The sequence below is a fragment of the Rossellomorea orangium genome, assembly GCF_019334305.1.
Lineage (GTDB): Bacteria > Bacillota > Bacilli > Bacillales > Bacillaceae_B > Rossellomorea.
The window spans coordinates 131862-145778 of the sequence record NZ_JAHWGH010000001.1; the positions used below are offsets into that span (position 1 = coordinate 131862).

Annotated in this window: 16 protein-coding genes; 4 read left to right on the forward strand and 12 right to left on the reverse strand. The window is 44.9% G+C overall.

Features of this window, described 5'->3' with window-relative positions; genetic code table 11:
* Window positions 1-59: 59 nt before the first annotated feature.
* The 4 genes from KYJ26_RS00630 to KYJ26_RS00645 form a co-directional block, all read right to left on the reverse strand.
* Window positions 60-1727 carry a sodium:solute symporter family protein gene (locus KYJ26_RS00630; RefSeq protein ID WP_219165452.1) on the reverse strand — a complete coding sequence of 556 codons (1668 nt, stop codon included), beginning with the start codon at window positions 1725-1727 and terminating at the stop codon, window positions 60-62.
* Window positions 1728-1760: 33 nt separating this feature from the next.
* On the reverse strand, window positions 1761-2063 hold the full coding sequence (locus KYJ26_RS00635; RefSeq protein WP_219165453.1) for a DUF4212 domain-containing protein: 303 nt from the start codon (window positions 2061-2063) through the stop codon (window positions 1761-1763).
* Between the two features lie 24 nt (window positions 2064-2087).
* Window positions 2088-2270, reverse strand: a complete 183-nt coding sequence (locus tag KYJ26_RS00640) for a hypothetical protein (protein WP_219165505.1) — start codon at window positions 2268-2270, stop codon at window positions 2088-2090.
* 283 nt (window positions 2271-2553) lie between these two features.
* The gene (locus KYJ26_RS00645; RefSeq protein WP_219165454.1) at window positions 2554-3435 is read right to left on the reverse strand and encodes a peptidoglycan DD-metalloendopeptidase family protein; all 882 of its coding nucleotides are present in this window, start codon (window positions 3433-3435) and stop codon (window positions 2554-2556) included.
* Between the two features lie 219 nt (window positions 3436-3654).
* On the opposite strand from KYJ26_RS00645, the gene KYJ26_RS00650 reads away from it, so the two are divergent.
* Entirely contained in the window at window positions 3655-4092 is a 438-nt protein-coding gene (locus KYJ26_RS00650) for a VanZ family protein (protein ID WP_219165455.1), read from the forward strand.
* Between the two features lie 34 nt (window positions 4093-4126).
* Here the strand turns inward: KYJ26_RS00650 and spoIID are convergent, their stop codons facing one another.
* The 5 genes from spoIID to KYJ26_RS00675 form a co-directional block, all read right to left on the reverse strand.
* Complete coding sequence (gene spoIID / locus KYJ26_RS00655; protein WP_219165456.1) at window positions 4127-5137, reverse strand: stage II sporulation protein D; 1011 nt, start codon at window positions 5135-5137, stop codon at window positions 4127-4129.
* 519 nt (window positions 5138-5656) lie between these two features.
* Entirely contained in the window at window positions 5657-6961 is a 1305-nt protein-coding gene (murA, locus tag KYJ26_RS00660) for a UDP-N-acetylglucosamine 1-carboxyvinyltransferase (RefSeq protein WP_219165457.1), read from the reverse strand.
* 32 nt (window positions 6962-6993) lie between these two features.
* Window positions 6994-7743 (reverse strand): YwmB family TATA-box binding protein, encoded by a 750-nt coding sequence (locus tag KYJ26_RS00665; RefSeq protein WP_219165458.1) that lies wholly within the window; start codon window positions 7741-7743, stop codon window positions 6994-6996.
* A gap of 220 nt (window positions 7744-7963) precedes the next feature.
* Window positions 7964-8200 (reverse strand): DUF1146 family protein, encoded by a 237-nt coding sequence (locus KYJ26_RS00670; protein ID WP_219165459.1) that lies wholly within the window; start codon window positions 8198-8200, stop codon window positions 7964-7966.
* A 374-nt stretch (window positions 8201-8574) separates the two neighbouring features.
* Entirely contained in the window at window positions 8575-8820 is a 246-nt protein-coding gene (locus KYJ26_RS00675) for a hypothetical protein (RefSeq protein ID WP_219165460.1), read from the reverse strand.
* 231 nt (window positions 8821-9051) lie between these two features.
* Between KYJ26_RS00675 and KYJ26_RS00680 the strand changes: the two genes are divergently transcribed.
* The 3 genes from KYJ26_RS00680 to KYJ26_RS00690 all read left to right on the forward strand — a co-directional run bounded on the left by KYJ26_RS00680 (window position 9052) and on the right by KYJ26_RS00690 (window position 11047).
* Window positions 9052-9510 (forward strand): hypothetical protein, encoded by a 459-nt coding sequence (locus KYJ26_RS00680; protein WP_219165461.1) that lies wholly within the window; start codon window positions 9052-9054, stop codon window positions 9508-9510.
* A gap of 26 nt (window positions 9511-9536) precedes the next feature.
* Entirely contained in the window at window positions 9537-10133 is a 597-nt protein-coding gene (locus KYJ26_RS00685; RefSeq protein ID WP_219165462.1) for a hypothetical protein, read from the forward strand.
* 242 nt (window positions 10134-10375) lie between these two features.
* Window positions 10376-11047 carry a DUF2642 domain-containing protein gene (locus KYJ26_RS00690; RefSeq protein WP_219165463.1) on the forward strand — a complete coding sequence of 224 codons (672 nt, stop codon included), beginning with the start codon at window positions 10376-10378 and terminating at the stop codon, window positions 11045-11047.
* Window positions 11048-11087: 40 nt separating this feature from the next.
* On the opposite strand, the gene KYJ26_RS00695 is transcribed toward KYJ26_RS00690, so the two are convergent.
* From KYJ26_RS00695 to KYJ26_RS00705, 3 genes are all read right to left on the reverse strand, one after another.
* Entirely contained in the window at window positions 11088-11492 is a 405-nt protein-coding gene (locus KYJ26_RS00695; protein WP_034765168.1) for a F0F1 ATP synthase subunit epsilon, read from the reverse strand.
* Between the two features lie 22 nt (window positions 11493-11514).
* The gene (gene atpD, locus KYJ26_RS00700; protein WP_098351510.1) at window positions 11515-12918 is read right to left on the reverse strand and encodes a F0F1 ATP synthase subunit beta; all 1404 of its coding nucleotides are present in this window, start codon (window positions 12916-12918) and stop codon (window positions 11515-11517) included.
* A 70-nt stretch (window positions 12919-12988) separates the two neighbouring features.
* Complete coding sequence (locus tag KYJ26_RS00705) at window positions 12989-13846, reverse strand: F0F1 ATP synthase subunit gamma (RefSeq protein WP_219165464.1); 858 nt, start codon at window positions 13844-13846, stop codon at window positions 12989-12991.
* Window positions 13847-13917: the final 71 nt, after the last annotated feature.

Genomic DNA, 13917 nt, shown 5'->3' on the forward strand with positions numbered 1-13917 from the left:
CTATAACTGCCACCTCAAAACAGAATTGTTTAGTTTCACCCTCAGCACAACTATAACCATCACCCTTTAAACTCCACCTCATCATCCACCCAAACTTCCCCATCCTTAAACGTCATTTGTTCCGGATAACGTAGGTCCATGACTTCCTCCTGGATCTTCTGAGAAGGAGCTTTCGTCATAAGGGACACGACGATATTGGCAATCGCTGCCGACGTGGCCCCGAACACTCCCGCTCCTGTATCAATGATTCCAAACAGGGTCACACCTGAACGTGCCAGGAAGATATACGTGAGGGTCACGGCGAGCCCAACAAGCATCCCTGCGATCACTCCCTGGGCGTTGGAACGCTTCCACCAGACGCCGAGTAACAGGGCCGGGAAGAACGTTCCTGACGCCAGGGCGAATGCCCATGCGACTATCTGGGTGATGACCCCCGGAGGATTCAGCGCAACCACTCCTGCCAGGACGGTTGCCACCACGATCGACCACCGTGCAACCGCAAGACGATTTCGCTCTGTCGCATTCGGTTTGAATACGCGGTAGTAAATATCATGTGCAAATGAAGACGAAATCGCGATCATCAATCCACCGGCCGTCGATAATGCCGCTGCCATGGCACCGGCCGCGACAAGCCCGATGACGAACACGCCGAGGTTCGCAATCTCAGGTGTCGCCATGACGACGATATCATTCGAGATGATGATCTCCTTCCATTGAAGAATTCCATCTCCATTCGCATCGGCTACCTGTAGTTTCCCCGTGTCCACCCATGAAGTGGTCCAGGCTGGCAGGTCACTGATTTTACTTCCCGCTACTTTGGTCATGAGAATAAAACGGGAGAATGCCGCATAAGCAGGCGCCGAAAGATAGAGAAGTCCGATGAAGAGAAGAGCCCATGCCCCTGACCAGCGGGCCGCCTTCATCGTTGATACCGTATAGAACCGGACGATGACGTGGGGAAGTCCCGCTGTACCGGCCATCAAGGTAAACATAAGGGCCAGGAACTGCCACTTCGTTCCGTTCGTAAAAGGAGCGAAGTATTCCGACACACCAAGCTCACGGTCAAGCTCCCCTATTTTCCCGACCAGTTCCCCATAGGAAATCCACGGTGCAGGATTCCCCGTGATTTGGAGGGACATGAAAATGACGGGGATCAAGTACGCAATGATCAACACGATATACTGAGCCACTTGTGTCCACGTGATCCCCTTCATCCCGCCGAACGCCGCGTAGAAGGCGATGAGGACGACCCCGATCATCGTACCGACCTTGGCATCAATTTCGAAGAGACGGCCGATGACCACACCCGAGCCCGACAGCTGACCGATCGAATACGTGAAACTGATGATGATCGTACAAATGGCGGCAATGACCCGGGCGGTATGACTGTTATACCGGTCCCCGATGAACTCCGGTACCGTGTACCTCCCGTACTTCCTGAGCTGCGGTGCCAAGAGGAAGGTCAATAATAAATATCCTCCTGTCCACCCCATGATATAGGCAAGTCCATCATAACCAAGGATCATGACGGTACCTGCCAGTCCAATGAATGAAGCCGCACTCATCCAGTCGGCCCCGATCGCCATCCCATTAAAGACCGGTGGAACCCCGCGACCAGCTACATAGAAATCCGATGTCGCCTTCGCCTTGTTATAAACCGCGATGCCGATATATAACGCAAACGTCAACAGAATAATAGACGTCGATACGATAAACTGAGTATCCATTCATTCTTTCCCCCTGTTTCTTTTCTTTTTGATTTAATGGTCCAGCGTTTTCCCGTAGCTGATCTGTTCGTTCTTCCTTTCATCGAGTCCATATTTTTTATCGATTCCGTCACTCACCTTGGCATTGACGTAAAGGAGAATGATGAAAATGACGATTGACCCTTGTGCCCCCATGAAATAGTGAAACGGAAATCCGTTGATGGTGAACGAGGACAAACTTTCGGCGAACAGCACCACACCAAAGGAGGAAAGAAGCCAGATGACTAAGTACAGCGCCATATATCGATTTTTTTCTTTAAAATACTGATCGGCTTTCGCTCTATCAATCTTCTTCATGTATGTAACCCCTCTTCAAACTCATTATTTTAAACTGAAAATGAATTTCACGGTTTCAAAAAACGGTACCGGGACGATGGCGATCTGAACAATAAAATAGATGAATAAAGACAGAAATGGAATGGTCAGAAAAAATGCCCGTTTTTTCCTGAGGGCGAGGATGATGCATCCACCTGTGATAAGTAAAAATGCCATGAAGTAAATCAACGTTTCACCTCCTGTTAATTCTTAATTTTCTGAATTTTATTTATGGAATTATTATCTTCACTGGGAAATGCCTGGTCAATAAAGAAATAACGACATGTCCACGACACATTTTTATTTTTCATTTTACTAAAATAAGGATATTGGTGACTGAGACGCCAGATGTAAATGCAACCGCATTGAAAACGTTTTCTTAGTAAACTTTCCACCTTGTCGAATTTCCAAGGAAATTTTTTGGCATAAAAAAAAGACTGACCTGTATAACGGCCAGTCTTCATTTATTGGTTTATTCTTCGTCTTTAGCGTTGTCTTGGCTTTCTTGTTTCGGTTTAGCCTGGTCCTGCTTTGACTCGTTTTCTTCAGCTTCGCCTTTTTCTTCTGTAGCTTTGTCCTCAGTAGCTTTGTTTTCGCTAGCTTGGTCTTCTACAGCATTTTCTTCAGCAGCTTCAGCATCCGGCTGTTCACCTGAAACTTTCTTGTCTTCAAGTTGTGCTTCTTGAAGAGTGGCAAGAGACTTATTGAAGTATTCCAGTGGATTCACGGCTACATCCGCTTTGCGGATTTCAAAGTGTACGTGAACGCCCGCTTCTTCATTGAATAAGCTCTTTCCTGCTTTGGCAATGGCTTGTCCTTGATCAACTACATCTCCAACCGCGACTTCAAAGTCTTTCACTGATTGATAACGAGTCACGATGCCTTTGCTGTGCTCGATCTCAATTGTGTTACCAAGTAGGGAATCTTCTTGAACCTTTGTGACTGTTCCGCTCATAGCAGCCAGCACATCGAATTCTTTTCCATCTTTAGAGATGTCGACTCCTTGGTTCGGGTAGTACATGTTTCCATACACGACTAGGGCAGCTTCCTGTTCTTCAGCTGATGCTTCAGTGTCGTAGAATTGTTTTTCGATCACTGTATCTTCAGGACTTGAAACAGGCATTACAAAGTTTTCCAATGAACGATTGACTTCTTCTGCAGGCTGGTTGAACTCATTATCAGTAGGAACTCCATCATAGCTGTAATCCTTGGCTTTCTCGTTAACATCATTTCCTGCCTGGTACCACAGAATCCCCGTGATAATGATTGCTGCACTTGCTAAATAGATTGCTGGGTATGCCCAACGTCTTTTCAAAAAGTTTTGAGAAGGGTGTTTCTTTTCTTCCTCTCTCATTTTCATCACCTCTGCAATCATTCTGAACAGAATTCTGAAAATATATACACATCGGCAAAAAAATTTTAATTTCTTATGTTTCGACAAAGTGGGAAGGATTATGTATGTTTTGATAAAAAAGATCGAAAACATGTGACAAACCTCGGAAATATGGGGTTTTGACATTCAAGTGATGCCCCTGCATGGTACAATGATAGAAACAGAAAGGACGACTAGTATATGAAAACGTTACTGAAAGTTGTGCTCTCAACTGCACCTTTTCTATATATGATTCTGATCTGGATCATGTCGGGCAATCCCGATGATGCTGTGCTGCGTATCCCGGATGAAGGCGTGGACCGGTTTGTGAAGGAGTCCCTTCACTTAGTCGAGTTCGGCATTTTGTATGGACTATTCGTGATCGCCCTGCTGGCACACGGAAAGCTTCGGTTCACATTGAATTTCTCGGTGGCACTGATTGCCATCTTCTATGGGTTTGTGGATGAAATCCATCAGTCCTTCGTTCCGTATCGTTCGTCCACGATGATCGATGCGGCCAAGGATCTGATCGGGGTGACGGTCCTGTTCTGGATCGTGAACCGTACCTACTTCAGAAATCCTGATCACGCCCTGACGAAGACGATGAAGAGATTGGAAGACTATTTAAAAAAGGATTGAGTCTCGGTCACTAGACCTGACTCAATCCTTTTTCTTATCTTTGTGCCGTTACCTTCTGAAGGAGTTTAGTGGATTCTGTGATTTTGACATCTTTATAGTAATGGGTCACGATGTCTTGATAATCCTTGCCTTCCTTCGCCATTCCATTTGCTCCGTATTGACTCATGCCGACCCCGTGGCCGAACCCTTTTGTGGCGATGACGATGTGGTCGTCTTTTTTATACCAGGTGAAGTCGGATGATCGGAGTTCCAACTTTTCTCTTATATCACGGCCGGTGAATTTCTTGCCGTTTATTTCGACGCTCGCCACTCTCTTGCCTTCGGTTCTTGACGTAATCGTGCCAACAGATCCATCCTTGGGCAAGGTGACGCCAAGTTTTTGTTCGAATTGCTTGATCGGAATGATTTTTTGATCCTCGAATTTCGGTGAAGCTTTATCCCAAGGACTCTCCACACTGCGCAAATACGGAATATCATCTGCCCAATAGGCTTCTGAGTTTTCGGTATAGCCGTTGCTTGTCGAAAAGAAGGCGGCCGTTATCGGCTTATTGTCGTATGTCAGCACTTTGCCCTTCGTCTCAAGAACCGCTGCTGAGATCTTCTTGATCTTCCAATCGTAATCAGAGCCCCACAGGGTGGCCAATTCTTTTTGATTTTTATACACCTGATGGGAGACGGTATCCGTCACATCGGCTCCCTTTGGCACGGATGGATCTTCTGCGAGAAGCTGGTTCACGATATACGTCCTCGCGGCCAAAGCCTGTGCCTTTAAAGCTTCCTCTTCAAAATCCGCCGGCATTTCACCGGCCACCACACCTACAACATACTGTTCAAGGGGCAGCTTTTCGATGAGATCCTGACTGGAACGGTAGACCGCCACCTCGACCGAGTCTGCCAATTCTTCAACGGGCGGGTTTTTCAGCTTTTCGTCCAAATTGGCCGTTTCCTTATCAGATGAAAAGGGGAGTACCAGCAGAGTGGGTACAATAAAGATGATACTGATAAAGATTGAGAAGATGATCACTACGGGTTTCAACTGCTTCATGTTCGCGGCCTCCAATGAAAGATTAAATAGGAGAATGTCCTAGCACACTTCTCCACTCTCTTTCATATGTATGGTAGTGGACAAGCAATTATGATTGGGAGTTCGGAGAGTTTTTGGATAGGTTGGAAGTTGGGATTGGTTTGGTGCAGGTTTATCGGGGCAATTGTCGAAATTTCTTTTTTGGGGTGATTTCGGTTTTGAAAATATAATGGTGGAATTGAAAATAAAATCGGATTTTTGAAAATAAGTTGGTCGGTTTTGAATATATCTTCTGTCTCTAAGGCCGCAGACCGGTACTCTCCACGGCAATCCAGCCGGTTTCTTCAAAAATAGAGCCGAATCCAGACATAATCCAGTTAATTTCCTTAATAATCCGGCCGATCCACATCAAAATTCAGCCGAAATGAACAATAATCCAGCCGAATTACTTTTTTTACCAAATGCAATCAACCAAACCACCGCACCGCTAAACAAAAAAAGGCAAGCTCCCCTAAAAGAGCTCACCTTTCATCTACCTATTTACGCATCCTTAATCATATCTTGCTCAGAAACAGGTGTTTCCTCAACTTCCTTCACACGCTCGATATCGGCACCAAGGCCTGCAAGCTTCTGATGGAAGTTCACATATCCACGATCTAAATGCTTTAGTTCTGTCACTCGAGTGTAACCGTCTGCTACTAGACCAGCGATGGAAAGTGCTGCTGCTGCACGTAGATCCGTTGCAGCCACTTCCGCCCCTTGAAGAGGTGTTGGTCCGTTCATGATCACAGAGCGTCCTTCGATCTTGATGTCTGCTCCCATACGACGGAATTCTTCTGCATGCATGAAACGATTTTCGAAAACCGTTTCCGTGATGACGCTGGTACCGTCAGCTGCAAGAAGCAAGGCCATCATTTGGGATTGCATATCTGTAGGGAAACCTGGATGAGGCATCGTTTTGATATCGACGGATTTCAGCTTCTCCGGTCCAATGACACGAAGTCCTTCTTCTTCGTCGATGATCGTAACGCCCATCTCTTCCATCTTCGCTACTAATGAAGATAAGTGTTCAGGGATCGCTCCCTTTACAAGGACATCACCTTGCGTAATCGCAGCTGCAACCATGAATGTTCCCGCTTCGATACGGTCAGGGATGATGCTGTGCTCAACGCCGTATAGACGGTCTACACCTTCGATACGGATCGTGCCTGTTCCTGCACCTACAACATTTCCTCCCATTTTGTTCAGGAAGTTCGCTAAGTCGACGATTTCAGGCTCTTTTGCTACGTTTTCAAGGATGGTTGTTCCTTCTGCAAGAACCGCTGCCATCATGATGTTTTCTGTAGCCCCTACGCTTGGGAAGTCCAGATACACTTTGGCACCTTTCAGTCTTCCATCTACTTCAGCTTCGATGAAACCATTTCCTACCTTCACTTTGGCTCCCATTGCTTCGAAGCCTTTCAAGTGTTGGTCGATCGGTCTTGATCCAATTGCACAGCCACCAGGAAGAGCGACACGCGCTTTACCTGTACGACCTAAGAGTGAACCCATTACAAGAACGGATGCACGCATTTTACGCACATATTCGAACGGTGCTTCAATAAACAACTCTCTTGATGCATTCACGATGACTTCACCATTATTGAACTCTACATCTGTATTTAAATGACGTAATACTTCATTGATCGTATATACATCGGAGAGTGGTGGTACATTGGTAATTTTACTTTTTCCTTCACTTGCTAATAATGTAGCAGCGATGACTGGTAAAACGGCATTCTTTGCTCCTTCAACTTGCACTGTACCGCTTAAACGCTGACCGCCGCGGACGATAATTTTTTCCAAGAGTATTCCCCTCCGCGTCCAATTTCTCTATATTAATATTCAATAATTAGGATGGGTGTGCCAATCACAAAGGTTGTCTTAGCGCCCATTCCGCTTTTCCGTAGACCTAGTTGTATATTCATATCATCATTTTTAGTTGGTATAGTCCGTGACATTTGTTCCGAGTAAGCTGAAATGGAATAAAAGTCTTCTTCTTTAAGTGATTCCAGTTCTTTTGCGTCTAATTTCGACATTAATTCGACAGCCTGATTCGACAAAACTTTCTCAAGCTTATCATTGAATTCGCCTTTTATACAAGAGAAAATCAACGGTTTAGTAGTAAAAATGATTTCCATATTTGGGATGAATTCAGACTTGATATACTGCTTCGTATCTGCTCCCAACGCTTTCTGATTTCCGCGCATTTCATACATAATATACGAAACGGAGTGCTCGTTTGTGAGGGTCCTCTGGAATTTAATGGTTTCTTCCCCGTGAGACGTCTGACGATGTCCCACAACCACTACTTCTTCAGCTGACTCTTTCGTCACCCAGTCAAAATCAGAAAATGTTTCTTGCATAGTAGTACTATATTTGGCAAACCCTTTATTCGTGAAGCTTTTTTTGTTTTCCCTTGCATATAGAGACCATTCAGTTATCTGACCTTGAGAATGAACAATGGCTTGATCAAGCTTTTCAATGTCTAATAAATGTTTGGCTTCGATAGTGTTGTTCCCATTATAGACAGTAAGAAAACCTAATCCAACGAAAAAGATTAAAATAATGTAAAGATACCGACCCATTTTTCATTCCTCCCCTTACCTTAAGTCTGTCCGAATAGGAGAAGAACATACTTGAAAATGGTCGTCATCTTTTTACAATTATTGAGGCTTTCTGGTCGTCTTATGAAAAGGGTTTCACTTTGAAACTTTTTCACAAAGGGACGAACACAAAATTAATCTTACTCAAATCAGCCTCCCTTGAAAACATGCAGGAAGACCTATTTTTTGTCAGAAACTCTATTTATTCAAAGAAAACAGGCAAACTTTGAGACCACAGATAATAATCCAGTAAAAAACGGCTGACGGCTGACCCGATCGCGACCGTTAGTAGGATATACAATAGTCTCCCTTGAGCGACTCGATTCTTCTTCAGGAGCTTGTCTAGCTGAATGGCTTGCAGAGCCCAAAAGGTGATCCCGAATACAAATAGATGCACAAGCATGCTGATAAGGGCCTGTTGTCCAAAGCTTTCCACCACTCTTCTCACTCCCTCTAAATTATTTTGGCGCACATAGACCATTTTACCACATAATTCTGTAACAACACATCCATATTAAAAAAATTTAAGTTGAGTTTGATATGGAATTTCGTGGGATTTTATGGGTTTTTGAATTGGTATGAAAGCCCTTGGAAATTTGGCGTGGCATTTCTTGTCTGAGATAGTCGTTTGTCGAAGTCCGTCCCTCAAAATGACGTTATTTTGATCCATCTCTGGACGGTCATTGTGATGGATACTGTGTTTCTATAGGATTCATTCCTATTATGATGAGGTCCGTCCCTCAAAAAAAGCCACCCCTTACAGAGAACTGTAAGGGGTGGCTTTTTTGGGGTGGTGTTTGAAGTGGATGGTGGTTATTTGCCTTTGCTTTTGTTTTTATCTTTGTTTTTGCTTCTTTGGCCTTTCTGCATGCATTCGTAGTAGTAGCCTTGGCATCCACATTTTCTTTGTTTGCCTTTGCCTTTGCCTTTACCCTGATCCTTTTGTTTGTCCTTGCCACCTTTTGCGTCTTGCGGGCCCATTTCTCCCATCATCCATTGGTATTCCCCGTATTGTCTGCATTGCTTCTGACCTTTTCCTTGTCCTTTTTTCGTGCTCATCATTTCATCTCCTTTTGTTCTTTCTTTAGTTTACGTTTCTGGGTGGTGGGGCGTATGGGTTGTCCTCCCAGTTTCTGAGCCTTTTTATCGTGATTAAGTGACGATCCGTGTAGCAAAGACCCTCGCAGCCCGACGACTAGTCCTATAAAAAGGGCTTCTGTAATAGTACGTCGTCACGGCCTGTCACATATACATAAAGTGAAAACGTTTAGATAACTGGAGGGAACGAGTATGAATAAAGAATTATTGGGTTCATTGGTCGGAAAGGTTGTTAAAGTGAACCGTGGAGGTCCTGAGTCGAGTACTGGAAAGGTTTTGTACGGGGGGGATGATCACTTTGCCCTGCTGTCTGAAAAAGATGGGGTGGTTTACTACCATTCGGCACATGTGAAGAGTATTTCTCAAAACATCAAGTCTGGGTTGCCGGTTAAGGAAGAGCTGTCAGAAGAAGGATTGGAGTTTATGAAAGAGGACACATTGGGAGCTTTACTCACAAGCTTGAAATATCAATGGGTCAAGATCAACCGCGGCGGCCCTGAAAAGATTGAGGGGATCCTTGATCATTCAAATGAGGATTACGTCACGCTTGTATTGAACGAAGAAGTTGTACGCCTGGCTACGTACCATGTCAAGAGCATCAGCTACGGCGTGAAACCGGAAAAAGAAGAGAAAACAGAAGAAGAAAAGTAATTCTAAATTGGCAAGGAGGAGTATAGATGAGTAATTTCAATGATTCATTAAAAGCATTAACAGGTCATCAAATCAACATCATGTTGAATGACGGCACGAAGCTGTCAGGTCAGCTGGCAGAGGTCAGTGCTGAAATTATGACCGTCTATTCAAGTGAAAACGAAACATTATATTATCCGATTTCACAAATACAGTCCGTAACGAAAAGCTCTAAGTACGTAAAAGCATTGCCGGTCTCCGGTGAACATCTAAAAGGGGAAAAGATTTCAGATGTATTGTCTCAGACCTTGCTGAACTGGGTGACAATCAACGGTACAGGCAGTGCTTCCTATTCCGGCATTCTTTCGGCAGTGGAAGATGATCATCTCGTCTTGACCCAGGGGAAGGACAGAGTTTACCTGAAGCATTCTTCCGTACTGAACGTATATGATGCGTCTAAGAAGACGACTTCCACCGATACAGACAGCGGCTCGTCTGATTCGTCCGAAAATGCGTCCAACAACGAATCCGATCAAGCAACGTCTCAGAAGCAATCCTCAAAAAAATCTTCAAGAAAAAATGCGAAGAAACGGAAGCCTGCCTTTTACCTCGATGAGATTGAAGGGGCCAATTCTTCCAAGTAAACATGCTCTATTTAACATGATGAAACCCGGGATTGGGAATACACAATGAGCAGCATGTTTAATAAAAGAATAATCTCAGTATCCACTATGGGGTTTTCCAAGAGGGTGCTGGGATTGTTCTTATCATCTTGTCAAAAACTTCATCTTATCAAGCCGATTAGGTCCAAAAATGTGGACAAAGTATCTTGGCAAAGAATCAATGAAATGAATAGCTACCTTGTTCAGAAAGGAGTAACATGCACATGAAAAATGTTTATTCGAAATTCACCGGAGAAGCGGTCATCATTGAAATGACTGGTAAAAAGACCATCAATGGGTATTTAATCGAAGTCGGCAATGAAGTTCTGATTGTCTATAACGGATACGATTATATTTATATTTCTACATCTCATATTAAAAACCTATCGGTCGTATCAAAAGAAGCCATCGGGATCGATGAACCGAAGGATAGTCCCCAGCTTGAGCAGGAGGACCAGTTGTCACTGCGAAAGATCCTCACAACGGCCAAAGGAGTCTTCCTTGAAATCTACACAATGGGCAATCAGCCGATTCACGGCTATATTACGGGCATCATGAATAACTACTTCTCCTTCTATTCCCCTGTTTACAAAACGATGTACATCTCCCTGCAGCATTTGAAATGGCTGATTCCTTACTCTACGAATCTGTCACCTTTCCGCCTCGCAAAAGAAAACCTCCCCGTCAATCCATCGACCGCCGTCACCCTTGCGAGAAGCTTTGAGGTCCAGATTGAAAAATTGACGGGCCACCTTGTTGTATTGAATCTCGGCGTTAACGAAGAGTTGATCGGTAAGATTGAGAAAGTGGACGGCAATATCATGGAAATAATCACGGCTAGGGGAGAATCTCTCTACTTAAATATGCAGCATATCCAGACCGTTCATTTGCCATGAAAAAAACCACCTTTCGATGAGAAAGGTGGTTTCTTCTTTATTAGAAGTTACGTTCGGAAACGTTAATTCTGTTCATGGCACGCTTCAGAGCGAGCTCGGCACGACGGAAGTCTACGTCATCCTGTTGTGCCTGCATGCGGTCTTCTGCACGGCCTTTTGCTTCTTTCGCGCGTTGTACATCGATAGCTTCTGCTGTTTCAGCAGACTGTGCTAGAATTGTCACTTGTTCAGGACGTACTTCTAAGAATCCGCCACTGACAGCTACAAGCTCAGTGTTGCCACCTTTTTTCAGGCGAACCGCACCGATTTGTAGTGGAGCAACCATCGGAATGTGTCCAGGTAAGATTCCAAGCTCACCGCTTTGAGCTTTCGTGCTCACCATTTCCACTTCTGAATCGTACACTGGGCCATCGGGAGTGACAATATTGACTTTTAATGTCTTCATTTTCTTCCCTCCTGGTCCCTAATTATACCTCTACGCCCATTTCTTTCGCTGCAGCCAATACGTCCTCGATCGGACCTACCAGACGGAATGCATCTTCAGGAATGTGGTCGTATTTACCTGCAAGAATATCTACGAAACCTTTTACCGTGTCTTTTACTTGTACGTATGAACCCGGTTGGCCTGTGAACTGTTCTGCAACATGGAAGTTTTGAGATAAGAAGAATTGTACACGACGTGCGCGGTGTACTGTCAGCTTATCATCGTCAGAAAGCTCATCCATACCAAGGATCGCGATGATATCTTGAAGTTCTTTATAGCGCTGTAACGTTTGTTGAACGTTACGTGCAACATTGTAGTGTTCTTCTCCAACGATCTCTGGAGAAAGAGCACGGGAAGTCGATGCCAATGGATCTACCGCAGGATAGATACCCATTTCAGAAAGCTTACGCTCAAGGTTCGTTGTTGCGTCAAGGTGAGCGAAAGTTGTTGCAGGAGCCGGATCCGTGTAGTCATCGGCAGGTACATAGATCGCTTGGATCGATGTTACAGAACCTACGTTTGTTGACGTGATACGCTCTTGCAGTTGACCCATTTCAGTCGCAAGTGTCGGCTGGTAACCAACGGCAGATGGCATACGGCCTAGTAGGGCAGATACCTCAGAACCTGCTTGCGTGAAACGGAAGATGTTATCGATGAACAGAAGTACGTCTTGACCTTGCTCATCACGGAAGTATTCAGCCATTGTAAGACCTGTCAGGGCAACACGCATACGTGCTCCTGGCGGCTCGTTCATTTGTCCGAATACCATCGCTGTTTTCTTGATAACGCCAGAATCGCTCATCTCGTGGAAAAGGTCATTTCCTTCACGAGTACGCTCTCCAACACCGGCGAATACAGAGATACCACCGTGCTCTTGAGCGATGTTGTTGATAAGCTCCTGGATTAATACGGTTTTACCAACACCGGCACCACCGAATAGACCGATCTTACCACCCTTGATGTATGGAGCAAGTAAGTCTACTACTTTGATACCTGTTTCAAGAATCTCAACTTCTGTAGAAAGCTGATCGAATGTAGGTGCTTGTCTGTGAATTGGATCGCGACGAGCTCCTGCATCAACAGGCTCATCTAAATCGATTGATTCACCTAGAACGTTGAATACACGACCTAATGTAACATCCCCTACTGGTACAGAGATTGGCGCGCCTGTATCAAGTACATCGGCTCCACGTTGTAAACCATCTGTAGAAGCCATTGCGATCGTACGTACAGAATCATCACCTAGGTGAAGGGCAACCTCTAATGTAAGTTCAGCTCTATCTGCAATTTGGACCTTTAAAGAGTTGTAGATATCAGGAAGTTGGCCGCTGGCGAACTTGACATCAACAACTGGACCCATTACTTGAAGAACGTGTCCTTTGTTCATCTCTTTCCCTCCTAACTAGCTTTTGACAAAAACTTTATGAAGTCTAAACGGTCTAAATACCGTTAATGTTCTATTCGAGTGCAGCTGCCCCGCCGACGATCTCAGTGATTTCCTGAGTGATCGCTGCCTGACGCGCACGGTTAAATTTCAGTGTAAGGTCACTGATGATTTCTTTCGCATTATCAGTTGCATTTCTCATCGCTGTCATACGAGCGGCGTGCTCACTTGCTTTACCGTCAAGTAACGCACCGTAAATCAAGCTTTCAGCGTATTGAGGAAGCAACACTTCAAGGATCTCCTCTGCAGAAGGCTCGAATTCATATGAAGCAAGCTTTCCAGAAGGAGTCAGATCCGTTAACGGTAATACTTTTTTCTCCGTAACATCCTGTTGGATGGCACTCACATAGTGGTTGTAGAACATGTACAGTTCATCGTATGCCTCGGCCGAGAACATACTAACCGCTTTGTTTGCGATGTCTTTAATATCAGCGAAATTCGGTTGATCCGGAAGACCAACGACGGATTCCATGACATTGTAGCCTTTTTTACGGAAGAAATCAGCACCGACACGGCCCAGAGCAATAATGGCGAATTCATCATTCGAGCTGTGACGCTCTTTAATTCGATTGCTAACAGCGCGGATCACGCTACTGTTATATGCCCCCGCCAAACCGCGGTCTGATGTAATGACCAGGTACCCGGTTCTTTTAACGGGGCGGGAGACTAGCATCGGATTCCTCACACCTTGACTGCCCGCTGCAACGGATGTCACCACTTCCTGGATCTTGTTCATGTAAGGAACGAATGACTTAGCATTCGTCTCAGCACGATTCAATTTAGAAGCCGATACCATTTCCATTGCTTTGGTGATTTGACTTGTCTTTTTGGTAGAAGTAATACGAGTTTGTATATCGCGTAACGATGCCACTGGTTCTCACCACCCTTTACATATTGTCAGATATAGGGAGGGGCTTTAAGAAGCCCTTCCCCCTATAATCC